Origin of the sequence: Streptomyces sp. NPDC002793 (genome assembly GCF_040295485.1) — a bacterium.
Lineage (GTDB): Bacteria > Actinomycetota > Actinomycetes > Streptomycetales > Streptomycetaceae > Streptomyces.
On the sequence record NZ_JBEOVL010000043.1, the window covers coordinates 32,802 to 58,754 of the forward strand.

At 72.6% G+C, this 25,953-nt stretch carries 14 protein-coding genes; 9 read left to right on the forward strand and 5 right to left on the reverse strand.

Annotation, left to right across the window (positions count from 1 at the left end):
* Positions 1–78 precede the first annotated feature (78 nt).
* From ABT001_RS29775 to ABT001_RS29800, 6 genes are all read left to right on the forward strand, one after another.
* Positions 79–2,094 carry a CDP-glycerol glycerophosphotransferase family protein gene (locus tag ABT001_RS29775; protein WP_351283803.1) on the forward strand — a complete coding sequence of 672 codons (2,016 nt, stop codon included), beginning with the start codon at positions 79–81 and terminating at the stop codon, positions 2,092–2,094.
* A 91-nt stretch (positions 2,095–2,185) separates the two neighbouring features.
* Positions 2,186–2,920, forward strand: a complete 735-nt coding sequence (locus ABT001_RS29780) for a methyltransferase domain-containing protein (RefSeq protein ID WP_351283806.1) — start codon at positions 2,186–2,188, stop codon at positions 2,918–2,920.
* Positions 2,921–2,931: 11 nt separating this feature from the next.
* Positions 2,932–3,807, forward strand: coding sequence for a TylF/MycF/NovP-related O-methyltransferase (locus ABT001_RS29785; RefSeq protein ID WP_351283808.1), 876 nt, complete (start codon positions 2,932–2,934; stop codon positions 3,805–3,807).
* A 100-nt stretch (positions 3,808–3,907) separates the two neighbouring features.
* Positions 3,908–7,366 carry a CDP-glycerol glycerophosphotransferase family protein gene (locus ABT001_RS29790; protein ID WP_351283811.1) on the forward strand — a complete coding sequence of 1,153 codons (3,459 nt, stop codon included), beginning with the start codon at positions 3,908–3,910 and terminating at the stop codon, positions 7,364–7,366.
* Positions 7,363–10,215, forward strand: coding sequence for a bifunctional glycosyltransferase/CDP-glycerol:glycerophosphate glycerophosphotransferase (locus ABT001_RS29795; RefSeq protein ID WP_351283813.1), 2,853 nt, complete (start codon positions 7,363–7,365; stop codon positions 10,213–10,215). The genes ABT001_RS29790 and ABT001_RS29795 overlap by 4 nt, the downstream gene beginning before the upstream one ends.
* Positions 10,212–11,360 (forward strand): glycosyltransferase, encoded by a 1,149-nt coding sequence (locus tag ABT001_RS29800; RefSeq protein ID WP_351283816.1) that lies wholly within the window; start codon positions 10,212–10,214, stop codon positions 11,358–11,360. The genes ABT001_RS29795 and ABT001_RS29800 overlap by 4 nt, the downstream gene beginning before the upstream one ends.
* A gap of 48 nt (positions 11,361–11,408) precedes the next feature.
* On the opposite strand, the gene ABT001_RS29805 is transcribed toward ABT001_RS29800, so the two are convergent.
* From ABT001_RS29805 to ABT001_RS29825, 5 genes are all read right to left on the reverse strand, one after another.
* The gene (locus ABT001_RS29805; protein WP_351283819.1) at positions 11,409–13,643 is read right to left on the reverse strand and encodes a bifunctional glycosyltransferase/CDP-glycerol:glycerophosphate glycerophosphotransferase; all 2,235 of its coding nucleotides are present in this window, start codon (positions 13,641–13,643) and stop codon (positions 11,409–11,411) included.
* Positions 13,644–13,812: 169 nt separating this feature from the next.
* Positions 13,813–14,691 carry a carbohydrate ABC transporter permease gene (locus tag ABT001_RS29810; protein WP_351283821.1) on the reverse strand — a complete coding sequence of 293 codons (879 nt, stop codon included), beginning with the start codon at positions 14,689–14,691 and terminating at the stop codon, positions 13,813–13,815.
* Positions 14,692–14,791: 100 nt separating this feature from the next.
* Entirely contained in the window at positions 14,792–16,159 is a 1,368-nt protein-coding gene (locus ABT001_RS29815; RefSeq protein WP_351283824.1) for a carbohydrate ABC transporter permease, read from the reverse strand.
* Between the two features lie 4 nt (positions 16,160–16,163).
* Complete coding sequence (locus tag ABT001_RS29820) at positions 16,164–17,525, reverse strand: ABC transporter substrate-binding protein (RefSeq protein WP_351283825.1); 1,362 nt, start codon at positions 17,523–17,525, stop codon at positions 16,164–16,166.
* Between the two features lie 220 nt (positions 17,526–17,745).
* On the reverse strand, positions 17,746–21,111 hold the full coding sequence (locus ABT001_RS29825; protein ID WP_351283828.1) for an FHA domain-containing protein: 3,366 nt from the start codon (positions 21,109–21,111) through the stop codon (positions 17,746–17,748).
* A 432-nt stretch (positions 21,112–21,543) separates the two neighbouring features.
* On the opposite strand from ABT001_RS29825, the gene ABT001_RS29830 reads away from it, so the two are divergent.
* The 3 genes from ABT001_RS29830 (at position 21,544) to prfB (ending at position 25,766) form a co-directional block, all read left to right on the forward strand.
* Positions 21,544–23,202 carry a serine/threonine-protein kinase gene (locus tag ABT001_RS29830; RefSeq protein WP_351283831.1) on the forward strand — a complete coding sequence of 553 codons (1,659 nt, stop codon included), beginning with the start codon at positions 21,544–21,546 and terminating at the stop codon, positions 23,200–23,202.
* Between the two features lie 146 nt (positions 23,203–23,348).
* Positions 23,349–24,590: a serine/threonine-protein kinase gene (locus ABT001_RS29835; protein ID WP_351283833.1), complete on the forward strand. Its 1,242-nt coding sequence runs from the start codon at positions 23,349–23,351 to the stop codon at positions 24,588–24,590.
* Positions 24,591–24,659: 69 nt separating this feature from the next.
* Complete coding sequence (prfB, locus tag ABT001_RS29840) at positions 24,660–25,766, forward strand: peptide chain release factor 2 (protein WP_351283836.1); 1,107 nt, start codon at positions 24,660–24,662, stop codon at positions 25,764–25,766.
* The last annotated feature ends 187 nt before the right edge of the window (positions 25,767–25,953 follow it).

The window sequence follows — 25,953 nt, forward strand, 5'->3', positions numbered from 1 at the left end:
GCCACGGGTCACGCCGCCGACCCGAACGGGTGAAGACTCCTGGGGTGGGCGGCACGGTCACCGTTACGCTCGGCTGCCATGCTCCTCAGTGTCGTCGTGTCCGCCCACCGCGTTCAGGGGTACCTGAGGGCGGCCCTGGAGTCCGTGACCGAGCAGCGGCGGCCACCGCCGGAGGACGGCCCGGCGGACCTGGAGCTGATCGTCGTCGGCGCGTCGGACGACGGGCCGGAGCTCGCCGTCGCGGGGGAGTGCGCCGCGCGCGACCCCCGGGTGCGCGTGCTCGTGCACGACGGCCCCTGGGACCCGGGCGCGGCCCGCAACGCCGGTGCGGCGGCGGCGCGTGGGACCTATCTGCTCTTCCTCGACGGGGACGACCTGCTCCTCCCCCGGGCGTTCGCGGAGATCTCCGTACGGCTGTCGGAGGGCCGGCCCGATGTGCTGTGCCTGGGCCATGACCAGGTCGACTGGTGGGGCACGGTCCGGCCGGGTGACACCCTGCCGGCCGCGCGGAACCAGCTGCTCCGCCGCGCCTTCCGGGACGCCCACCGGCTCCGCTTCACCGAAGGCCCGTACGGCGACGTCGTGCCCGTCCACCGCGCGGCATTCCTCGCCTCCGACGCGGGCACCCTGGCCTCGCTCGACCGCGTCTGCGTACGCCACCGGCTGCGCCGCTCCGGCACGTCCGCCACGGCGCCGGGCCGCACGCACTTCGCCGTCGTCGACGCGTACGAGCGGCTGGCCGCCGGGACCGGTGGTGATCCGAGGGTCGCCGCCGTGCGCACCGCGCACCTGACGGCCGTGCTCGGCGACCCAAACCGGATCGCCCCGGGCGACCGCGCCGCCTTCTTCCGTGCGGCGGGGCTTCCCGGCCGGTACGCCACGCACCGGATCAGGGAGGCCGTCCGCGCCGCGCGCACCCGGGCGCGTGCCGTCGCGCGCGCGGGCAGGAGGTCGCTGCGCGCCCGCGTGATGCGGGCGGTGTACCGCGTCGACCTGCGCCGGCCTCTGGATCCCCGTCTCGCGGTCTACGGGGCCTACTGGAACAGGGGCGTCGCCTGCAATCCGGCGGCCGTCCACGCCAAGGCCCGCGAGCTGGTCCCGCACATCCGGGGCGTCTGGGCCGTCTCCTCCCGGCACCGCGACCGGATGCCGGCCGGTGTGCCGTACGTCATCGAGGGTTCCCGCGCCTACTGGCGGGCCATGGCCACCGCGACGTACCTCGTCAACAACTCGAGCTTTCCCGGCGGCTTCACCAAACGGCCCGGCCAGATCTATCTGCAGACCCATCACGGCACCCCGCTGAAGACGATGGGCCTGGACCAGCTCCCCTACCCCGCCCTCACCAACGGTGTCAGTCTCGAACGCGTCGTCGCGCACGCCGACCAGTGGGACTTCAGCCTCTCCGCCAATCCGCACAGCAGCGAGGTCTGGGACCGGGTCTACCCCTCCTCGTACGAGCAACTCCCGTACGGCTACCCGCGCAACGACATCCTGTGCACCGCCACCCCGGAGCGGACCGACAAGATCCGCGCGGAGCTCTCCATCGCACCCGGGGCGACCGTGGTGCTGTACGCGCCGACCCACCGCGACTATCGCAGGGGTTTCCTGCCCCGGCTCGACCTGGAGCGCCTCACCGGCGACCTGGGCCCGGACTGGGTGCTGCTGATGCGCGCCCACTACTTCTACGGGCGTTCGGCGGGGTCGGCGGCGGGGGGCCGGATCGTCGACGTCACCGGCCACCCCGTCGTCGAGGAACTCTTCCTGGCCGCGGACGCGTTGATCACCGACTACTCGTCCCTGATGTTCGACTACGCGTGCCTGGACCGCCCGATCGTCGTCTACGCACCGGACTGGGAGGCCTACCGCGCCTCCCGCGGCACCTACTTCGACCTGCTGTCCGGCCGCCCCGGCGACACCCCCGGCGCGGTCGCCACCACGGAGGACGGACTGCGCGAGGTGCTGCTGAGCGGCGCCTGGAGGTCCCCGGAGGCCGACGCGCTGCGCGCCGCCTTCCGCAGCCGCTTCTGCCCGTACGACGACGGGAACGCGGCGGAGCGCGTGGTGCGGCGGGTCTTCCCGGTGCCGTCCGACTGAACCGGAGCGCGTGTCACCCGTACGGGGCGAGCCCTCCGCACCCCGCCGTCGTTGTGCTCAACAGCGCACACGGCAACGTCGGGAGAAGCTCATGCACCGGTCGGCCTACGAGCAGATGCAGCTCTGTGTCGAGGAGTACCTGCCCAGGACCCGCAGGCACCGTGTCGTGGACCTCGGCTCGCGGATCTCGGGCAAGCAGACCCGCACCCACCGCGGGCTGCTGGCGGACCACGACATCGACTACGTCGGGGTCGACGTCCTCGACGGCCCCAATGTCGACGCGGTCATGACCAGGCCCTACCGGATCCCCGTGAAGTCGCGCAGCGCCGATGTGGTGCTTTCCGGGCAGGCGTTCGAGCACATCCCCTTCTTCTGGGTGTCGATGATGGAGATCGCCCGGGTGCTCAGGCCCGGCGGTTACGCCTTCATCACCGCGCCCTCGCGCGGCCACGCCCACGACGCGCAGGACTGCTGGCGCTACTACCCGGACGGTTTCCGGGCGATGGCCGCCCACTCCCGCCTCGAACTCCGCGAGGCGTACACGGACTTCCCGCCGGCCAAGGGCATCTGGCACGACTACGCCTCCATCGACGCCAAGGCCGCCTACTGGGGCGACTCGGTGGGCGTCTTCCGCAAGCCGCAGCCCCATCGGCGGCCGGTGACACGGCTGAAGAACACGCTGGCCGACCTCGCCGTGCGGGAGACGGCGGTGTGGTGGGCCAACCGGGCCGGTGGAGTGGACCGGGTGCCGCTGCCGCGCCCACTGGACGGCAGGGGCCGGTGCGGGCGGCCGGACAGTCGTACGGTCGCATCAACCAAAGGTTGACGAAAGATGACATGAGCCACAAAGCGCGCGTACTGTCCGGCCCCATGGCTTGGCGCAACGCCGTCAACGGCGTCCTTCAGCAACTCACCGGGTACCAGCTCAGGCGCGCGGCTCTGCCCGCCCCCCGCTCGGCCCCCGCGGAGCCGCCGGCGGTGACGAAGAACGTGGCGGAGAAGAACGCGGCGCCGAAGCCGGCCGCGGCGAAGACCCCGCAGTTCCCCGCCGATTACGACGACGAGGCGAAGGACGTCATCCGCGCGGTCAAGCCGTACACGATGACCTCCCCGGAGCGGCTCAACGCCTTCGTCCTCGCGACCCGGTACGTCGTCAGGCACGGCATCCCGGGGGACATCGTCGAGTGCGGTGTCTGGCGCGGCGGTTCCATGCAGGCCTGCGCCAGGACGCTGCTGTCGCTCGGTGAGACGGACCGCGAGCTCCACCTCTTCGACACGTACGAGGGGATGACGCCGCCCACCGCCGAGGACCTCCGGCGGGACGGCAGGCCGGCCCAGGAACTGCTGGACGCACAGGGCAAGGACCGCCCCATCTGGGCTGTGGCCTCCCTGGAGGACGTACAGGCGGGGTTCGAACAGGTGCCGTACCCGAAGGACCGCATCCACTACGTGCGGGGCAAGGTCGAGGACACCGTCCCGGAACAGGCACCGGAGCGGATCTCCATCCTCCGCCTGGACACCGACTGGTACGCGTCGACCAAGCACGAGCTCCAGCACCTGTACGGGCGGCTGGTGAGCGGCGGGGTGCTGCTGATCGACGACTACGGCTACTGGCAGGGCTCGCGCCAGGCCGTGGACGAGTTCCTGGAGGAGACCGGCGAGCGACTCCTGCTGCTGCGCATGGACGAGGGCCGCATCGCCGTCAAACCCTGATGCGCAGTGCCCCGCCGCGAGCCCCGTGCCTCCCCGGCACGGGGCTCGTTCCATACAGAGGAAGTCCGTTCGTCCGTCCGGAAGGATCGTGCGCAGCGCCATGGCACCCCGTCTCACCGTCGTCGTCCCGCTCTACAACGTCGAGGAGTACCTCGGAGCCTGCCTCGACTCGCTCGCCGGGCAGACCATGGCCGACCTGGAAGTCGTCATGGTCGACGACGGCTCGACGGACGGCAGCGCCGATGTGGCGATGGAGTTCTCCCGGCGCGACCCGCGCTTCCGGCTGATCCGGCAGAAGAACGCCGGGCTCGGGGCCGCACGCAACGCAGGTGCCGCACAGGCCCATCCGGACGCCGGGTTCCTGGCGTTCGTCGACAGCGACGACGTCGTACCGCCGGGTGCCTTCGCCAGGATGCTCCGCGAACTCGACGCGTCGGGCTCCGACTTCGCGACCGGCAACGTCCACAGGCTCCGGGCGAACGGGGTGCTCGAACAGTCCCCGATGTTCCGCAGGCCGATGGAGAAGGCCCGCCGGGCCACCCATGTCACCCGGGACTGGATCCTGCTGGGCGACCGCATCGCGTGCAACAAGGTGTTCCGCAGGGCCTTCTGGGACCTGCACGCCTTCGCCTTCCCGACGGGTGTCCTGTACGAGGACATCTCCGTGGTCCTGCCGGCCCACTTCCTGGCCCGCAGCGTCGACGTCGTGGAGGAGCCGGTCTACCACTGGCGTGACCGCGACGGCTCGATCACCTCCCGGCGTGCCGTGGCGCGCGGCATCCGCGACCGGGTCACCGCCGTGACCACGGTCAGCCGGTTCCTCGCGGACCGGGAGATGACGGAGGCGAAGCGGCGCTACGACGCGCACGCCCTCTCCGGTGACCTGTGGCTGTTCATCGAGGCGCTGCCGGACGGCGACGAGGACTTCCACGAGGCCTTCCTCACCCACGCCAACGCCTTCGCCGACACCGTCGAACCGGCCGTCCTCGACGGGCTGCCCCTCCATCTGCGGGTCAAGTGGCAGCTCATCCGGGAGCGCAGGACGGAGGAGCTGCTCGCGCTCCTGGCTCATGAGTCCACCGACCGTGACACCTTCCACGTGAGGGGACGGCTGCGGCCCCGGGCCGCGTACCCGGGTGTCGCCGCCCCCCTCCCGCGCAAGGTCACCGCACTCACCGCCGAGGACCTCCCCGTCCACGCCCACCTCACGGAGGCCGTGTGGCGGGACGGGTTGCTGCACCTCAAGGGGTACGCGTACGTCCGCAACGCCCCCGGCGGATCCGCCGGGACCGGCTGGCTGAGGTCGGGCCGTCGGCTGATCCCGCTCCGGCTGCGCAGGACGGTGACGGACGAGGCGACGGCAGGATCGGCCGGCTCGCTGCACCACTACGAACGGTCCGGCTTCGAGACCGTCGTCGACCCGCGCCGGCTCGTCACCCGGGGCACGGCGCGGGGCGCCCGCACCCTGTGGAAGCTGGAGTCCTTCGTCGTCGGCGCGGGACGGCCACGCCGGGGGCCGATGCGGCTGCTCGGCAATCCGGCCCCGCCCGCCGTGCGGTACGTCGACGAGCGCACCCGGGTCGTCCCGCTGCTCGCCGGGAACAAGCTGGAGCTGCGCGCCGAGCGGGTCGACGCGGTGCTCGCCGGTCACGCGCCGACCGGCGACGCGATCCGGATCGCGGTGCGGTGGCTGGGCGGGGACGCGCCGACGGCTCTGCGGATCCAGGAGTGGCGCACGAAGGAGAACCGCGAGTTCCCCCTGACGGCGGACGAGGACGCGGCAGGGGGAGCGGACGGCCGCACCCTCGTCGCCGAGGTGCCGCTGGTGACCTTCCGGGGCTCCGACGGCGACTGGGGTGTCCAACTGGTCGCCGGCTCACGCCGGCCGGCGGTCGCCGCCCGCCCGGAGACCGACGCCGCGCGGTATCCGCTGCCCGGCGGCCGTGAGGTCTACGCCGCCGCCAACCCCTCCGGGGACCTGGTGCTCACCGACCGTGAGGTGCGGCCCGTCGTCACCTCGGTGTCGTGGACGGACGACAGAGGCCTGGCCCTGGAGGGGACCTTCCCGGCCGTCCAGGACCGGCCGGTCGAGCTGGTCCTGCGCCACAGCGGCCACCAGGAGGAGAAGACCTTCGCCGTGGAGCGCACGGGCACCGGCTTCCGCGCGGTGCTGTGCCCCGGGGCCGTCGACGGGGCCGGAGGGACGCTGCCGCTCGCCGAGGGCCGGTGGTACCCCTTCCTCCGGGGGCGGGGCGAGACCGACCCGGAGCGCTGCGTCCCCCTGCGCGTGGTGCACCAGCTGCACGCGGGCCTCCCGACGGGACGCGAGGCGGGAGGGCGCGCCTTCACCCTGGAGCGGCGCTTCCACGACCGGCTCGTCCTGCGGTCCGCCAGCGCCCTGGCCCCCGGGGAGCGGGGCGCGTACGGGCAGCGCCGGCTGCGTGAGCGGTATGCGGGCCTCCGGGGCCGGGAGCTGTGGGACACCGTCCTGTACTCCAGCTTCGACGGACGCCAGTACTCGGACTCGCCCCGCGCCGTCCACGAGGAGCTGGCCGGGCGCGGCACCGCGGTCGAGCACCTCTGGGTGGTGCGGGACCAGCAGGCAGCCGTGCCGACCGGGGTCCGCGCCGTGGCCCTGCACAGCACCGAGTGGTACGAGGCCCTGGCCCGCAGCCGGTGGATCGTCACCAACACCCAGCTGCCCGAGTGGTTCGAGCGGTCCGAGGGGCAGTGCGTCGTCCAGACCTGGCACGGCACCCCGCTCAAGCGCATCGGCCGCGACCTGGCGGGCACCGCGTTCGCGGACACCGCGTACATGGACTCGATGCCCCGGCGGGCCGCCCAGTGGAGCGTGCTCGTCTCGCCGAACACCTTCTCCACGCCCATCCTGCGCCGCGCGTTCGGGCACACGGGCGAGGTGCTCGAATGCGGCTACCCGCGCAACGACCTGCTGTACGCCCCCGACCGGGCGAAGGTCGCCGAGACCGTCCGGCGGTCGCTCGGCGTCCCCGACGGCAAGCGGGTCGTCCTGTACGCCCCGACCTGGCGCGAGGACCTGCCCAAGCGGAGCGGACTGTACGGGCTGGACCTCCAACTCGACCTGCGACAGGCGCGCAAGGCGCTCGGTGACGACCACGTCCTGCTGGTGCGCCGCCACTACCTGGTCGGCGGGAGCATCCCGGAGAGCGACTTCGTCCGGGACGTGTCGCGCCATCCCGACGTCGGCGAACTGATGCTGATCAGCGATGTGCTGGTCACGGACTACTCGTCCCTGATGTTCGACTTCGCGCAGACGGGACGGCCCATGCTCTTCCACACCTACGACCTGGAGCACTACCGCGACACCCTCCGCGGCTTCTGCTTCGACTTCGAGAACCGGGCACCCGGCCCTCTGATCACCGATTCGGCCGCCGTCATCGAGGCGCTGCGCGATCCGGAGACCGCGACGGCGGGCCACCGCGAGGCGTACGCCGCCTTCCGTGAGGCGTTCTGCGACGTCGACGACGGGACGGCGGCGGCCCGGGTCGTGGACCGGATGCTGCGGGGGGTGCGGTCATGAGCACGTTCGACTTCAGCTGTGTGGTCACCGCCGCGGAGGGCGGCGAGGACGCGCTGACGGCGTCCGTGGAGTCCGTGCTCGACCAGAGTCTTCGTGCCGTCGAAGCCCTCGTCGTCCTGCCCGCCGCGGCACCCGCCGTCCTGCGGGAGACGGCGGGAGCGCTCGCCCGGCGCTCCGCGGACCGCGTCCGGGTCCTTGATCTCCCCGAGGTCCTCGCCCCGGGCCGGGACACCGTCGCGGTGCTGCGCAACGCCGGCCTGGACGCGGCGCGCGGCACGTACGTCCTCGTCCTCGACACCGGCGAGCGCCTCCAGCGGCACGCCTGCCGCAACCTCTGGGAAGCCGGGTCGCGGACCCGCGCCGACCTGGTCGCCGGACGCTGGAGCCGGTTGACCGGGAACGGGTCCAAGGAACGGGAACCGGCCTGGCAGCAGCCGCTCTTCCTCCGTTCCCGCACGGTCCGCCGCTTCGACGAGGCGCCCGAACTCGCGGTGCACGACGCCCTGGTGACCGGATTCTGCCTGCGCCGCGCGGCGGTGGAGCGACACGCGCTGCGCTACGACGAGGACCTCACCCACAGCGGGATCCTGTTCGGCCTCCTGGCGGCGGCCGTGGTCGGCCGGATCGCACTCGTGCGCCGTCGGATCGTCTCCGGGCGGGCCGTGCCGGACGCCGGGCGTGACCTCGCCGGGCTGGTGGAGGCGCACCGGCGCGTGGGCCACGTGCTGGTGGCCCAAGGGCTGACGGAGCTGCGCGAGCAGCGGGACCGTGCCTTCCCGCTGGATCATCTCGTGCCGCTGGTGCGCACCTTCCCCGAGCGGCCCGCCGCCGAACGCGAGCGCATCGCGGCGACGGCGGCCCGGGTCCTGCCCGGCTGCGTGCCGGAACCGGCCCTGCTCAGCCTCCCGCCCGTCGAGCGGGTGGGGGTCCGGCTGCTGGAGCGGGGCAGCGCGGACGCGGTACTCACGGCGGCGTACGCGCTGCGCAGGAGGGGTGTCGTGGCGGCGCCCCTCATGACGGCGGACGACGGGCGGGTGTACTGGCCCGGCGGTCCCGACCCCGTGCTGGACGTCACCGAACTGGGCCACAGGTACCGCACGTTCGGCGAGCTGAAGCTGATGAACAGGCTCACCCGCTACGAGGCCGACGGCCGCTGGGTCCTGCTCGCGGGCCGCCTCGTCCTGCCCGCCCACACCGGGCCCGACTCGGACGGCCCCCTCACGGCCCACCTGGAGTTCCGCGTACGCGACGGCTCCCGCGCCTTCCACGCCCCGGTCGACGTGGTGCGGCCCGACGCCACCGGGATCAGCTGGTCGGCCCGAGCCGAGCTCACCCGGCTGCTGCGTCCCCTCGGACCCCGCGACACCGTGTGGGACGTGCGGCTGGTGGTGGAGGACGGCAGGACCCGCTCGGTGAGCGACCTCTTCGCCCCCCACGACCTCGTCGGCCCGGGAGACCGTTCACCGGCGCTGCCCCGGCTGGGCAGGGTGGCCGGGGACACCTGGCAGCCCTACGTCACGCTCCGGGACCACCTGGCGCTCCGGCTCGAAGCCCGCCGCAGGCCCGCCCGCACGGCCCGTCGGCTGGTCCACTACGCCACCCACTTCCGTCCCGCCCGCCGGGCCAAACTCCTGCTGAGGGCCGTGCGCAAGCGCCGGGACCGGCTGCACAGCAGGGGCTTCAAGGTCTCCGTCTACCGCTCCTGGCTGCTCCGACTGCCCGTGCGCAAGGGCTCCGTGGTCTTCGAGAGCCACATGGGCAGCTGCTACGGCGACAGCCCCCGGGCGGTCCACGAGGAGGTGCGCGCCCGGGGACTCCCGCTGCGCTGCGTCTGGTCGTACGCCGATTCCCCGGCCGGTTTCCCGACGGACGCCACGCTCGTGCGCCGCTGGTCCTGGCGCTATCTGTGGGCCCTGGCCCGCGCGGAGTACTGGGTCGACAACCAGGGTTTCCCGCTCCACCTCGACAAGCCCTCCGGCACGACGTACCTGCAGACCTGGCACGGATCGGCGTACAAGCGCATGGGTTTCGACGAGACCCGGGTCCGCCTGCAGAACGCCCCGCAGCGGGAACGGCTCCAGCGGGCCGTGGGGCGCTTCGACCACTTCCTCGTACGCTCCGAGCACGACGAACGCACCCTGGCCCGCGCCTACCGGCTGCCCGAGGAGACCCTGCTGCGCACCGGCTACCCGCGCAACGACGCCCTTGCGGTCGCGCGCGCCCGGGACGAGACCGAGGGGCGGCTGCCCCGCGCGGCACTGGACCTGCCCGACCACCGCAAGGTCGTGCTGTACGCGCCGACCTTCCGGGGCGGGCCCGGCAGGCGGAAGCGGCAGCGGCTCCTGTTCGACGCGGCGCGCTTCGCGGAACGCTTCGGCGACACGTACACACTGCTGGTGCGGGCGCACTACCTGGAGACGGCGAGCCTGCCCGTCTGCCCGCCGGGGACGGTCGTGGACGTCTCGCGCCATCACGACGTCAGCGAACTGCTCGCACTCGCCGACGTCCTGGTCACCGACTACTCGTCGATCATGTTCGACTACGCGCTCCTGGACCGCCCGATCGTGCTGTTCGCCCCCGACCTCGACGCCTACGCCGCCGAGCGGGGCAGCTACTTCGACCTGCGGGAGAAGGCGCCGGGGCCGGTGACGGAGACGGAGGACGAGCTGTTCGACGCGCTGGCACGGCTGAAGACCGCGGACACCGGATTCCAGGAGCGACGGGCCGCCTTCGCCGAGGAGTTCGGCGGTTACGACCGCGGGGACGCGGCGCGGACCGTCGTCGACACCGTGTTCGCCCGGCACCTCGTCCCGTCCCGTACCGCCCGTACCGGGGAGGCCGGCCGATGAGCCGTGACCGTGACGTCTTCATCGTCTCCAACAGCACCGACGAGCTCGGTGGTGTGACCGGCTGGATGCACCGCACCGCCCAGCTGTTCCAGGAGGCGGGCCACCAGGTGCACGCCATCGGTGTCCACGCAGCCGAGCGCACGATGGCCCTGCCCGATCAGCCCGGCTACCCCGTGACCGCCCTGTATCCGCGGCACCCACCGACCCCCTGGGCGCCCAAGGGCCTGCGGGACCGCTTCCGGATCCCCTCCCGGCGCGCCGAGGCCGACCGGGTGGCCCGGAAGCGGCGTGCCGTCGAGCGGCTGTCGGAGATCTTCCGGGCCGCCCGGCCCGGCGGGGTGGTCATCGTCAGCCAGGTCTGGGCGATGGAGTGGGTCGGCGAGGCGGACACCACCGGTCTGCGGGTCATCGGGATGAGCCACGAGTCCTACGACTACTCCCGGGCGAGCCACCGCTACCGCTGGATCAAGAACCACTACCCGGCTCTCGACCGGTGGCTGGTCCTCACCGAGGAGGACGCCGACCAGTGGGCGGGCGACGGGATGAACAACGTCGGTTTCATGCCCAACGCCCTGGCCGCGCTGCCCGAGGTGCCCTCCCCGCGCCGTGAGAAGTCCGTCGCGAGCATCGGCCGGCTCACCGACCAGAAGGGCATCGACATGCTCCTGGACGTCTGGGCGCTGGTGGCTCCGCAGCGGCCCGACTGGCGGCTGGACGTGTACGGGACGGGCGAGGACGAGGCGGACCTCAGGGCGCGGTGCACCGCTCTGGGACTGGACCCCTCGGTCGAGTGGCGGGGGCGTACGGACGACGTCCCCGGCGCGCTCGCCGGCTCGTCCGTCTTCGTCCAGTCCTCCCGGGGCGAGGGCTTCCCGCTCGCGCTGCTGGAGGCCATGGCGAGCGGGGTGCCGTGTGCGGCGTTCGACTGCGCGCCCGGCGTACGGGAGATCGTGCGCGACGGGGAGGACGGCCTGCTCGCTCCGGCGGGCGACATCGGGGCGCTGGCCGACCGGCTGCTCCGGCTCACCGGCAACCCCCGGATGCGGGACGCGATGGGTGACCGGGCGCGGACCAACGTCCAGCGGTTCTCCGAGGCGGAGATCATGGTCCGCTGGGAAGAGCTGTTCGCGTTCCTGGAGCGCTGAACAGGAGCGCCGGAGGCCCCGGGTGCCCGGCACCCGGGGCCGTGGGCCTCACCCGTTCGTGTACTCCCGCACCGGCACCTGACGCGGGACCCCGGTGGGCCCCCGGCCCGTCAGCGGGGCGGGCAGCGGCAGGCCCGACATGTCGTTCAGGAAGACACGGCGCACCACCCGCTCCGCCGCGTGCCCGTCGTCGTACGGGCAGAAGCGGGCCCGGAACGCCGCCCGGCGCTGCGTGGAACGCGGCCCGCGCCAGTGGTCGGTGGCGAAGATCTCGTGCAGCTCCTCCTGGTCACGGGCGACCGCCCCGGGAGGGAAGGCAGCCGGGTCGAAGTACGTGCCCCGGGCGCTCTCGTACGCCTGCGCGTCCTCCAGGTGCAGGACGACCGGCCGGTCCAGGTTGACGTAGTCGAACATCAGCGACGAGTAGTCCGTGATCAGGCCGTCGGAGGCGAGGCAGAGCTCCTCGACGGACGGGTGGCGGCTGACGTCGATGATCCTCGGGTGCCGGGTGTGGCCGGCGGTGGCCCGGGCCGTCGCGTCCAGGTAGTGGGAGCGGGCCAGGATCACGAAGTGCGGGCCCAGGACGCGGACCAGCTGTTCCAGGTCCAGGGAGTGCTGCTGGGCCCGCCGGTAGTCCCGGTGGGTCGGCGCGTACAGCAGGGCGGTGCTGCCGTCCGGGACACCCAGGCGTTCGCGCAGCCGCGCGGTCTCCTCGGGGCCGGTGCGGCGGAAGACGTCGTTGCGGGGGCTGCCGTACTCCAGGGTGGTGTAGCCGGAGGGGTAGGTGCGTTCCCACACGAGGGTGGAGTGCTGGTTGGCGGAGAGGGAGAAGTCCCACTTGTCGACGTTGCGCAGCAGCTGGTCGAAGTCCATGGAGCCGGCCGCGGCGGGGCGGTGCACGAGGTCGATGCCCATGGTCTTCAGCGGGGTCCCGTGGTGGGTCTGGAGCAGTACCTGGCCTCGTCTCTTCACGAGTCGGCGGTCGAAGTTGACGTTGTTCACGAGGTACTTGGAGCGCGCCAGGGCCGTCCAGTAGGCGGCCGTGCCCGGGTGCAGCACGCGGGTCGCGCCCGGCACGGTGTGCGCGTCCTCCGGGCGGCAGATCCAGGAGGTGCGCAGCCCGGGCACCAGGGCCCTGGCCGTGGCCTCCAGCGCCGCGGGGCTGCAGGTGTAGCCCCGGTGCCAGTAGGCGGCGAACACGGCGTCCCCGCTCCGGACGGGCAGCCGCAGCTGGACGCGGTAGTGCAGCTGGAGCGCCGCCCCGCGCACCAGCCGGTGCACCGCCGTGGCGGTACGCGCGAGCCGCCCGCGCAGCCGCTGGGCGGCCCACAGGGCGCGGTAGGTGCGGTGGGCGCCCAGCCGGAACAGGGCGTGCCGCAGCCGGGTGCGGCGGGGCACGGGGGCGCCGGGGGTGCGGTAGCGGCGGCAGTGGGCGCGGGCGCGGCGGAAGAACTGGGCGCGGGTGCCGTGCGGCAGCCTGCCCCGGGAGGTGAAGAGGGTCGAGAAGTGGTCGAGCATCCGGCGGAACATCACCGGGCGCCAGGCGGCGAGTTCGGGGCGGGCGTCGATGAAGGCGAAGACCCGGTCGTACTGGTCGAAGACGTCGAAGTGCCGGTGGGTGGTGGTGGAGAGGATGTTGCCCCGCCGCCGCTGGCGGTACCCCACGCAGACGGTGTCCAGCACGGCGATCGACCCGGCGGCCATCAGGACCGGGTAGGTCCAGGGGGTGTCCTCGTAGTAGCCGGGCGGGAAGGTGAAGCCCTCGGCCTCGACGAACTCCCGTCGGTAGGCCTTGTTCCAGACGACCATCAGGACCTTGAGCAGCTCGGGCCGCTCGCCGAGCCGGAAGGTGGCGGGACCGGTCTCGGCGAGGTAGCGGGAGAAGGTGTTGCGCACGCTCTCGCCCGACCAGTACGTACGGGCGTAGTCGTAGACCAGGACGTCGGGGTCGTCGGTGGCCTCCAGACGGTCGGCGATCGTCTGGAGCGCCTCAGGGGTGAAGGTGTCGTCACCGTCGAGGAAGAGCAGGTAGTCACCTGTCGCCCTGGCGACGCCGGCGTTGCGGGCGGGCCCGAGGCCGCGGTTGCGCGGCAGGTGGACGGCGCTGACGCGGGGGTCGCGTACGGCGTACTCGTCGGCGATGGGGCCACAGGCGTCCGGTGAACAGTCGTCGACCACGATGATCTCGTAGTCCTTGAAGGACTGGTCCAGCACGGAGTCGAGACACGCGTGCAGATACGCCTGGACCCGGTACGCGGGCACGATGACACTGAACCGGGGCACAACACATCCAGGGGTGGCTCGCGGGCGGGCAGGTGGCCCGCAAACGGCCGATGGAGTGACTTGGTTACGCGGGATGTGGCATCCGGGGGAAATGCGAGGTAGGGCGGCCCGGTCGAGAATGAACGGGCCGCCCTGGTATTGACGAACGTGTGTGCTGTGCCGCCTCGTTCTACTTGACGGCGCCCGCCATCACGCCGGAGACGAACTGGCGCTGGAAGGCGAAGAACACCGCCAGCGGAATCACCATGGACACGAAGGCGCCGGGTGCCAGCACGTCGATGTTGTTGCCGAACTGCCGTACCTGCTGTTGCAGGGCCACGGTGATCGGCGGGGACTCCGAGTCCGCGAAGATCAGCGCGACCAGCATGTCGTTCCACACCCAGAGGAACTGGAAGATCCCGAGCGAGGCGATCGCGGGTCCGCCGAGCGGCATGACGACCCGGGTGAACACCCGGATCTCGCCCGCGCCGTCGAGCCGTGCGGCCTCCAGGAGTTCGCGTGGGATCTCGGCGAAGAAGTTCCGCAGAAGGAAGATGGCGAACGGCAGGCCGAACGCCGTGTGGAACATGATCACACCGAAGGTGGTCTCGAAGATCCCGATGGTGCCGAAGAGCTCGGACACCGGGATCAGGGCGACCTGTACGGGGACCACCAGCAGCCCCACGACCACCAGGAACCACCAGTCACGGCCGGGGAACTCCATCCAGGCGAAGGCGTAACCGGCGAGCGAGCCGATGACGACCACCAGGAACGTGGCCGGGACCGTGATCATGACGGTGCTGAGGAGGGAACCGGTGATGGTCGAGTTGTCCAGCAGGCGCTGGTAGTTGTCGAAGGTCAGCTCGGAGGGGGCGGTGAAGACCTTCCACCAGCCGCTCGCCGCGATGTCCTCCGGTCCGCGCAGCGAGGAGAGCAGCAGCCCGATGGTCGGCATCAGCCAGAACAGGGCCACCAGGATGAGGAAGACCCGCATGGCGCCGCCGCCCGCCCGGGCGGCGATCCGCGCGGCGAGGGACTGCTTTGCCTCTGTGCTTCCGGTCGTCGTCACCGGCGCCCCTCCTTCCGCATACGGCGGATGTTGCTGTGTCTTCCCGGGGGGCGACCCCCGGACCCCCGGCAGGAGGCTGGTGCGGGCTGGACCTGGGGGGTCACCGGCGCCCCTCCTTCCGCATACGGCGGATGTTGAACAGCATCACCGGGATCACCAGCAGCAGCAGGAGTACGGCGATGGCGCTGCCGACCCCGAGGTCCGCGTCCGTGCCGAACGAGGAGCGGTACAGCTGGAGGGCCAGGACGTTCGCGTCGTCCTGGGAGGAGCCCGGCGCGATGATGAAGACCAGGTCGAAGATCTTCAGGACGTTGATCATCAGGGTGACCAGGACCACCGCCAGTACCGGTGCCAGCATCGGCACCGTGATCCGGCGGAACACCTGCCACTCGTTCGCGCCGTCCACGCGTGCCGCTTCCAGGAGTTCGCGCGGCAGACCCGCCAGGCCCGCCGCGATCAGCACCATCGCGAAGCCGGCCCACATCCAGACGTAGCTGCCGATGATCCCCGGCGTCACGAGGGACGGCCCGAGCCAGTCGACACCGTTGTACGGCTCCCGGAAGTTGTCGGCGGGGAGCCGGAGCAGGGATCCGTCCGCCGAGGCGGGCAGAGTGAAGACCCCGTCCGCTCCGGCTGTCGCCGAGGCGACGACCTTGCCGTCCTTCACCGCCTCCACGGTGATGCCCTTGAGGCCGAGCTCCTTCGGATCGACGACGTTCGGTCTGCCGCCGCCGCCCTTGGTGAAGTCGAGCCAGGCCGTCCCGGTGATCCCGTCACCGGACGCGGCGGGTGCCTTCGCGGGCGACGCGTCGTCCGGCATCTTCGCCGGGACCACGCCGACCAGCGGCAGGCTCACCGGCTCCCCGGCGCGCACGGTCTCCTTCGTGACGAAGGAACCGCCGCCGCCCTCCTTCAGCGGATGGACGGGCAGCGGGTGTGCCTTGGGGAAGCCCGAGGACTGCGCGAACGTGTCGTGCACCCCCACCGCGACGGCGTTGGCGACCCCGCGTTCCGGCGCCTGTTCGTACACGAGCCGGAAGATGATCCCGGCAGCCAGCATGGAGATCGCCATGGGCATGAAGACGATCAGTTTGAAGGCCGTACCCCAGCGGATCCGCTCGGTGAGCACCGCGAAGATCAGCCCGAGCACGGTGGCGACCGTCGGTGCGAACACCACCCAGATCGCGTTGTTCTTGACCGCCGTACGGATGGTGTCGTCCGTGAACAGCGCCCTGTAGTTGTCGAGGCCGACGAAGCCGGTCCCGGACTGGTCGAGGAACGAGCGGTAGACGGAGTAGACGATCGGATAGACGACGAGTGAGCCGAGCAGCACCAGGGCCGGCAGCAGGAACGCCGCCGCGATGACCCTCCGGGTGCCGGTCACGCTTCCGCGTGGGCGCTTGCCCGTGCCAGGACGCTTGTCGGCGGGGGGCGCGCTGCCGGCGCCCCCCGCTGTCGCAGTGGTCATCCCGTCAGCTCGTGAACGCCTTGGCCGCGTCGGACTCCAGTTTCGCTTGAGTCCCCGCGATGTCCTTCGGGTTCTTCAGGAAGTCCTGGAGGGTCTTCCACTCACCCTTGCCGGGCGTCCCGCCGAACGACTGCGGGGCCTGGTCGGACATGTCGAACCGTACGTCGTCACCGGCGTCGATCAGCGCCTCGGCGATCGTGCGCTGCACGTCGTTCGGGTAGGCGGCCGCGTCCAGCGACTTGTTGGGCGAGATGAATCCGCCCGCCTCCGCCCAGATCTTCGCCGAGTCCTTCGACGCGAGCCAGGTCAGCAGCGCCTGGGCGCCCTTGGTGTCCTTCAGCGCCACGGCCGCGTCGCCGCCCGTCACCACGGGGGAGTTCGTGCCGACGGCGGGGAACGGGAACACCTTGGCGTCCGTGCCGATCTTCGCCTCGGTCTGTGCGATGTTGACGGAGACGAAGTCGCCCTCGAAGACCATCGCGCCCTTGGGCTGGTCCCCGCCGGTGAACGTCTGGGTGACGGACGTGGGGAACTCGGTCTGCAGGGCGCCGTCCGCGCCACCGGAGATCAGGTTCGGCTTGCCGAAGAGCTCGGCGAGCGTGGTGAGGGCGTCCTTGACGGACGGGTCCGTCCACTTGATCTCGTGCTCGGCCAGCTGGTCGTACTTCTCCGGGCCGGCCTGGGAGAGATAGACGTTCTCGAACCAGTCGGTGAGAGTCCAGCCGTCCGCGCCGCCGACGGAGACCGGGGTGACCCCGGAGGCGGAGATCGTCTCGGCCGTGGCGAGGAAGTCCTTCCAGGTCTTCGGCTCGCTCGCGCCCGCGTTCTCGAACGCCTTGGCGTTGTACCAGATCAGGGACTTGTTGGCGGCCTTGAAGTAGACGCCGTACTGGGTGCCGTCGACCGCTCCGAGGTCCTGCCAGACCTTCGCGTAGTTCTGGCCGAGCTGTGCCCGGGCCTCCGGGCCGACCGGTTTGGCCCACTTCTTGGCCACGGCCTGCTGGATGGCCCCCACCTGCGGGATCATGGCGACGTCCGGGGGCTGGCCGCCCGCGATCTTCGTACCGAGGAAGTTGACGATCGGGTCCTGTGCCGGGACGAAGGTGACCGTGGCTCCGGTGCGCTTCTCGAACTCGTCGAGGACCTTCGTGAAGTTGGCCTGCTCCGGGCCGGTCCAGACCGCGGCCACCGATATCTTCTCGCCTTCGAGCTTCGGCAGTTCGACGCTCGACGCGCTTTCCTCGTCCTTGCCGGTGTCGTTGCCGGGCTTGTCCTTGCCACCGTCGCCACCGCACCCGGTGAGGGCCAGCGCCCCGATCGCGGTGAACACCAGTGCGGCCCTACGCATGCGAAGGGTTCTGCGCATTCCCTGCCCCGTCTCTCCTGCGCGCGCGTGAGCGCGGACCGGCACCAACGGTGGGGCCCTGCGGTGCCGCTCACGTCTCACATCGTGCGGTTCACGTCGTCCGTGCGCACAGTCCTATGCCCGGCGCACCGGGGCCGCAATACCGTCGCCCACGTCAACTACATGATCGTGATGGGCTCGTGACGTCCCGTCAGGCCGACGGCCGCCGGTGCGCCGAGGATCAGGGAATCAGCGGAGGGAGCGGCTCCGCGTTCACCGAACGAGCGGCCCGTTCCAGGGCGCTGGCCAGCAGGGCCAGGTCGGTGGGCCCGTTGCCCAGCTCGCGGACCGGCCGGCGGGTCGGCGGGTCCCCCATCCGCTCCCACTCCAGCGGTACGACGGTGGGGCGCAGGGTCGCCGTGCGCGGGATGCGTCCGGTGACCCGGCCGCCCTGGAACGGCGTCACCCGGCCGTCCGGATGCCCCAGCCTGCCCCGGCCGGGGGCGGCCTCGTCCGGGGACGGGGGGACGACGGGCGCGTCGAGCACGATGCGCAGCCGCGCGCCCCGGGCCAGCTCGGTGTCCTCGGTGCGGTCCGGGCGGCCGGACGTGGCGACCAGGTGGACGCCCAGACGCCCGCCGTCCCTGGCCACGGCCTCCAGCACCCGGACGACGGACCCGGCGGACGGCCGGCCGGGGCTGCCGAGCGCCGGGGCGACCAGGGCGTCGAAGTCGTCGGCCAGGACGACCAGCCGGGGGAGCGGCGAGGGGCCGGGGTCCGCCGGACGGGCCGCGGTGGTGCGCAGGCGCAGGGTGCCGCTGGGGGGCGATTCGAGGTCACCGCGCTGCTCGGCCGCGCCGGACGGGCGGCGGCCGGTGAGCTCCTGGGACTGCTCGTATCTGGTGTGCCATTCGGTGAAGTCCAGCGTGCCGATGAGCTCCGCCCGGCGCTTCAGCTCACCGCCGAGCGCTTGGGCGAACTCCCGCATCCGTACGGGGTCGGAGGCCACCAGGTGGGTGTAGACGTGCGGCAGTTCCGTGCAGGGGCGCAGTCCCTCGCCGCGCTCACCGTGCTCGCCGCCCGCACCGTCGATGAGGAGGATGCCGAGCCTGTCGGGGCGGGCGGCGGAGGCCAGGGAGGCGGCGACGGCGCGCAGCAGCTCCGTACGGCCGCTGCCCGCCGGGCCCTCCACCAGCAGATGCGGTCCTTCGTCGGCCAGGTCCACGGAGAGCGGGCCGCGGGGACCGGCGCCGAGCACGATCACCGGCCGCCCCGGGTAACCGGAGGACGCTCCGGTGGGCCCGGTCTCCGGTGCTCCGCTGTCCCGCCGCTGCGCGCCGATCCGGGGCGAGCCGCCCCCGGCCATGGGGGTGTAGGCGGAGAGGCCCGAGCCGGAGCTGGTCGGTCCGCTGCCCCGGAAGGGGGTGTTGCCGGAGTCGGGGGACTCGCGCTGCGCGCCCACCCGGGGTCCGGTGCTCACGGTGCGGCCGGAGCCCGCCTTGTCCGGGTCCGCGGTGTCGGGCGTGGGCGTGCGCACCGTCGCGCCGGGCTGGTCCTCGGCCGTGGAGGCCCAGCGGGCCATCAGGGAGGCGGGGGTGGCCCTGGCGAGGCCCAACTCGTCCAGCAGCCGGGCGGACGGAGGCAGGGCAGCCGCCATGGGACGGCCGGACAGGGCCGCCGAGCCCTCGTCGCGGAGCGGGGCGAGGGCGCGGCCGAACCGCTCGGCCCAGGCCGCCGACACGGCGTCGACCGCGGCGACGGTGCCGTGGCCGGCGGCCTGGCCGCCCGCCGTGCGCAGCAGCCGCAGCGCGGTGGCCACATCGCCGCTCAGCATGGCGACCGCTCCGCACTCGCGGAAGGCGATCGAGGCCCGGCACGCCGTGTCGTACGTCGCGGCGACGGGCGAGGTCGGGGAGGCGGCCGGGGTCTCGGCCAGGCAGATCAGGTGGATTCCGGCGGCGGCTCCGGCGGTGGCCAGCCCCGCGGTGGTCTCGCGCAGGGCGGAGGAGCCGGGATCGCCGTCGACGAGCACCACGGTGTACGGCCCGTCGTGGCGGCGGGCCGCGTCGGCCACGGCGGACCGGTCGGCGCTCGCCCAGCCGGGGCCCAGCGGCCCTTCCTCCATGCGGCGCACCAGCTCGGCCGCCCTGGCGCCCGCCTGCTCACGGTCGTACGCGAGGAGGAGGCGGCAGTCCTGGCCGTGCATGGGGCGCAGATGGGGCAGCCAGCCGAGCCAGGACCACTCGCGCCGCCGTTCCTCCAGGCTCCGGGCCCGGTCCGTGCTGATCAGCACGATCTCCAGGTCGAAGGGGGAGTGCAGAGCGGCGAGCTGCGCCACGGTCGAGCGGGCGAGTCCGGACAGCCGGTCCCGCGGTCCCGCGAGCCCGAGCGAACCGGCCTCCCGGAGTCCCACGGTGACCGGCACGGCGGGCAGGTCGGCCCGCTCCGTCGTGCCGAGGCGTACGACCAGGGCCTCGGGGTGCGTGGTGTCGCGCTCCCAGAGCCGGGGGCCGGGGCCCAGCGCGGTGAGGAGCACCGTCGCGGGGTCCGGCCAGGTACCGGCAGGGGCGGAGGGGGCGCGGAAGGGTGCGGAGGGGGCGTGCGGGGCGGCTTCGGGATCCGGTCCGGCCGTCGGCGCGCCGCCAGGGGCGGGGACTCCGTGCGGCTGTTCCCCCTTGCCACCGGCCAGCCGCCGCGCCCAGGCGCCTATGCCGCGTCTGGGGGCATCCCCACCAGGGCTGAGGACGGCGCCGCGGCCGTGGGTGGTGGCCTGCGGGAAGGCGTCACTCCGGTGCGCGTCGTGGCCGGACGGGCCGTCGTACGTGTCGAGCGTGCCGTCGTACGTGTCGTGGGTGCCGTGCGCGGTGGGGGCGGGGCTGTAGGCGTGGCCGTGCCCCTCGGTGCCGGCCGGTCCGGTGCCCGGCTCCCCGGCCCGTCCCGGGGGAGCGCCCGCCGCGTCCGCGCGGGCCACCCGCAGGTGCCCCTCGCCGTCCGGCGTCGTGGTCAGCGTGGGCTCGCGGTCGCCCGGTGTGAGGCGGAGCGTGGACTCGCCCAGCCGCAGGAGGGCGCCCGGGGCCAGTCGCACCGGGCGGTCGTGGACGTCCTGTCCGTCCAGCGAGGTGCCGTTGGTGGAGTTCAGGTCGGCGACGGAGACCCGGCCGTCGTCGGAGACGGTCACCGCGCAGTGCAGCCGCGACACGTCGGGGTCGTCGAGCGGGACGTCGGCCTCGGCGGAGCGGCCGATCCGGATCTGTCCGCCGTGCAGCAGATGGACCCCGCCGGCGTCGGGGCCCGCGATCACGTGCAGCCGCGCCGGTACGGCGTCGTCGGTCACCTCGTCGTCGCCGGGCACCTGGAGCGAGAGCACCGTGCCGTCCACCAGGGGCGGTTCGCCGAGGGCGCAGCGCTGCGGGTCGAGGCGCTCACGCCCGGCGTACAGCACGGGGGCGCCGCCGCCCAGGGATCCTTCCGGGCCGCACACCGCGGTGGCCAGGGCGGAGGCGACGGCAGCGAGGGCCGTCCCGGCGGGGGCGGTCACGAGCACGTCGCAGGTGCGCGCCGGGGTCTGGCCGCTGGGCGGCGCGAGGACGGTCAGCCGGATCTGCATCGCCGTCAGCGGTCCCTTCTGCGCGGGGTGCCCGGCAGGGGAAATGCCCTGTGATTCCCCCCACCCGGCACGGACGCGTCGTCCGGTACAGGTCGTCACGGAACGTGAGGCTCCCTACCTCACGGTTCTGTGCTGGAGGCATCCTCGCACCTGCCGCTGACAACACGCCCGGGGGTGGCCGCTAAGTGATCATGAATGGCCGAGTGTGCGTGCAAAAGTGCCTGCTTGGCCCTGCCGGGTACGTACTGCACACTCGTTCGGCAACCAACCCTTTCGTGTTCGCGTCTTCCCGTGGGCACACTCGTGGACACGGTGGCAACACGACCGGAAGTCGGCAGACCTGTACCCCGTACGGCGGCACTAGAGTGGGCCGGAACGCCCGGGCGGCCCCCGGGAACCGCGAAGCACAACGATCAGCAGGGAGCGCGTGACGTGCGGCCAGTCGGCAGCAAGTACCTGCTCGAGGAGCCGCTCGGACGCGGCGCCACGGGCACCGTCTGGCGAGCCCGCCAGCGGGAGACCGCGGGCGCCGAGGCGGCCGTCGCCGGGCAGCCCGGCGAGACCGTTGCGATCAAGGTGCTCAAGGAGGAGCTCGCCAACGACGCGGATGTCGTGATGCGGTTCCTGCGTGAGCGCTCCGTCCTGCTGCGGCTCACCCACCCGAACATCGTGCGCACCCGGGACCTCGTCGTCGAGGGCGATCTCCTCGCCCTGGTGATGGACCTGATCGACGGCCCCGACCTGCACCGCTACCTGCGTGAGAACGGTCCGCTCACCCCCGTCGCCGCCGCGCTGCTCACCGCCCAGATCGCGGACGCGCTGGCCGCGAGCCACGCCGACGGAGTCGTGCACCGTGACCTGAAGCCCGCCAACGTGCTGGTCGACGAGCGCGACGGCGAGATGCACCCGATGCTCACCGACTTCGGCATCGCCCGCCTCGCGGACTCCCCGGGGCTGACCCGGACCCATGAGTTCGTCGGCACGCCCGCCTATGTGGCGCCCGAATCCGCCGAGGGCCGTCCGCAGACCTCGGCCGTGGACATCTACGGCGCGGGCATCCTGCTGTACGAGCTGGTCACCGGCCGTCCGCCGTTCGCGGGCGGCACCGCGCTGGAGGTCCTGCACCGGCACCTCAGCGAGGACCCCCAGCGCCCCGGCTCCGTCCCCGAGCCGCTGTGGACGGTCATAGAGCGCTGCCTGCGCAAGGACCCGGACCAGCGGCCCAGCGCCGTGAACCTCGCCCGTGCGCTGCGTACCGTCGGCGCGGGTGTCGGCGTGCACGCGAACTCCGCGCAGATCGCGGCGGCCGAGGGCGTGGGCGCCCTGCTCGCCCCCGATCCGGCGCCCGCCGCCGTCCCGGAGACCCCCGGCGCGGCCGATGCGACCCAGGTGCTGCCGAGCAACGCGGGCTCGTACGATCCGGCCGCCCCGACCAGCGTGCTGCCGCAGACCCCGGGCGGGGGCGGCGGGGCCGACCCCACCGCGATGATGCCGCCCGTACCGCCGCGCCCCGACGGCGCTCCGCAGCCCGACGACCCGCACCCCTGGCAGTCCCAGCTGCGGGCCGCCCGGGACCGCAACGAGCAGACCCAGGTCCAGTACCTCGACCCGAGCCAGGACCCGCTGCGCCGCCGTCCGCAGCGCCAGCAGCCGCCGCAGGGTCAGCAGCCCCAGAGCCGGCAGCCGCAGCAGGCCCCGCAGTACCAGCAGCAGCCGCAGCGCTACCAGCAGCAGCAACAGCCCCAGCGGCCCCCGCAGCAGCCCCAGCGTCAGCAGCCGCCCCCGCAGCCGCAGCGCCAGCAGTACGCGCCCCCGCAGCAGCCGGCACCCCAGCCGCCGGCTCCGCGGCAGCCGAGGCAGCGCAGCGCCAACCCGATGCGCATCCCCGGCCTCGGATGCCTCAAGGGGTGTCTGTTCTCGGTGGTGTTGCTGATCGTCGCCGGCTGGCTCATCTGGGAACTGACGCCGCTTCAGGACTGGGTCGCCCAGGGCAAGAGCTTCTGGGACGCCATAGGGGACGGGATCACCAACGTCACCGACTGGTTCGAGGAGATCGGCGGGAGCGGTTCCGACGGTACGACCGGCCAGTAACCTGCCCCACTCCGTGCCTTTGTCGACTTCCGCGGGCCCAATTCGCCCGCAGAAGTGAAGGTTGGCGCCGTCCAGGGCACGCAACGCCCCGTTCGCCGCGTAACTTTGTCGACCGGGGGTCAACGCCAGCCGCTGAGGGAGCAGTCTTGGCACGGAATATCGGCAGCCGGTACACCGCCCACCAGATCCTGGGGCGCGGCAGCGCCGGCACGGTGTGGCTCGGCGAGGGGCCCGAGGGCCCGGTCGCCATCAAGCTGCTCCGCGAGGACCTCGCGTCCGACCAGGAGCTCGTGGGCCGCTTCGTACAGGAACGCACCGCGCTGCTCGGGCTCGGTCATCCGCACGTCGTCGCCGTCCGCGACCTCGTGGTGGACGGCACCGACCTGGCGCTCGTGATGGACCTCGTGCGGGGCACCGACCTGCGCACCCGGCTGGACCGGGAACGCCGCCTCGCGCCCGAGGCCGCCGCGGCGATCATCGCGGACGTCGCCGACGGTCTCGCCGCCGCGCACCGCGCCGGAGTGGTCCACCGCGACGTCAAGCCGGAGAACATCCTGCTCGACATGGAGGGACCGCTCGGCCCCGGCGGTTCGCACCCCGCGCTGCTCACCGACTTCGGCGTCGCCAAGCTGATCGACACCCCGCGCCGCACCAAGGCCACCAAGATCATCGGTACGCCGGACTACCTGGCCCCCGAGATCGTCGAAGGCCTCCCGCCGCGTGCCGCCGTGGACATCTACGCCCTCGCGACGGTGTTCTACGAGCTCCTCGCCGGCTTCACCCCCTTCGGCGGCGGCCACCCCGGGGCCGTCCTGCGTCGCCATGTGACCGAGAGGGTCGTCCCGCTCCCCGGCATCCCCGAGGAGCTCTGGCAGCTCCTGGTCCAGTGCCTGGCCAAGGCACCGGCCTCCCGGCTGCGTGCCTCGGAGCTCGCGAACCGGCTTCGGGAGCTGCTGCCGCTCCTGTCCGGGATACCCCCGCTGGAGGTCGACGAGCCGGACGGCGAGGCCGAAGCGCAGGAGTACGACGAGCAGCAGTACACCCCGGCCCCCGAAGAGCCCCGTCGTCGCCGCGGCGCGGTCCCCCTGGTGCCCGGCTCCTCCCCGGACTCCAACCGGGACACCCACACGAGCATGCGCGTCCCCGCCCCCGACGAACTCTCCGGAGGCCCGCTCGGCACGGCCCGCGCCCCCCGCGCCCCCGGCAGGCCGCGCCCCGGCTCGGCCCGGAACAAGTCGGCGGCCGTCCGCAAGCGCCGGATCACGGTGGGCCTCGCCGCGGTCGTCCTCTGCGCGGCGACAGGGGTGGGCGGCTGGCTCGCCCTGAGCGGCGACGACGAGGGCGCCACGCCCGAGGACACCCGGAATTCGGCGCCCGCGGGCCCCTGAGAGGCGCCCGGCAGGGGCCGGTGTCCGGGGGAGGGGCAGGTTCACTCGTCCAGCCGTTACGCTGGACCCGTGGCAGTCGTCGATATTTCCGAAGAGCTGAAGTCCCTCTCCTCGACCATGGGGTCGATCGAGGCCGTCCTGGACCTCGATGCGCTGAGGGCTGACATCGCCGCGCTCGAGGAGCAGGCGGCGGCGCCGTCCCTCTGGGACGACCCGGAGGCGGCGCAGAAGATCACCAGCAAGCTTTCGCACCTCCAGGCCGAGGTCCGCAAGACCGAGGCGCTCCGCAGCCGCATCGATGATCTCGGAATCATGTTCGAGCTCGCCGAGGACGAGGGCGACGCGGATGCCCTCGTCGAGGCGGAGACCGAGCTCGAGTCCGTCCGGAAGGCACTGGACGAGATGGAGGTCCGTACCCTCCTCTCCGGCGAGTACGACGCGCGCGAGGCCCTGGTGACCATCCGGGCCGAGGCCGGTGGCGTCGACGCCGCCGACTTCGCCGAGAAGCTGCAGCGCATGTACCTCCGATGGGCCGAGCGGCACAACTACAAGACCGAGGTCTACGAGACGGCGTACGCCGAAGAGGCCGGCATCAAGTCGACCACCTTCGCCGTCGAGGTGCCGTACGCCTACGGCACCCTCTCCGTCGAGCAGGGCACCCACCGGCTCGTCCGGATCTCGCCGTTCGACAACCAGGGCCGCCGCCAGACGTCCTTCGCGGGTGTCGAGGTGCTGCCGGTGGTGGAGCAGACGGACCACGTCGAGATCGACGAGTCCGAGCTCCGCGTCGACGTGTACCGCTCCTCGGGCCCCGGTGGTCAGGGCGTCAACACCACGGACTCCGCGGTGCGCCTGACCCACCTGCCGACCGGCATCGTCGTCTCCTGCCAGAACGAGCGCTCGCAGATCCAGAACAAGGCGTCCGCGATGAACGTCCTCCAGGCGAAGCTCCTCGAGCGCCGCCGCCAGGAGGAGCAGGCGAAGATGAACGCGCTCAAGGGCGACGGCGGCAACTCCTGGGGCAACCAGATGCGTTCGTACGTCATCCACCCGTACCAGATGGTCAAGGACCTGCGTACGGAGTTCGAGATCGGCAACCCGGAAGCGGTCTTCAACGGCGAGATCGACGGCTTCATCGAGGCCGGGATCCGCTGGCGCAAGCAGAGCGAGAAGTAACGGCAGCCGAAAGGCCGTCGGGCCCGGACAGGCTTTCCTGTCCGGGCCCTTTCGCGTACTCGTTCCCATCACGTCGGAGGCCCGGGGGAGTTGGGGGGGTGCCTCTATGTCGTTCGTCAATCCTGCGCTGTCGGTTTTGGGGGTTTCGGTCCCGTTCATGTGGCGAGGGTGACGGCGGGGGTTCGGG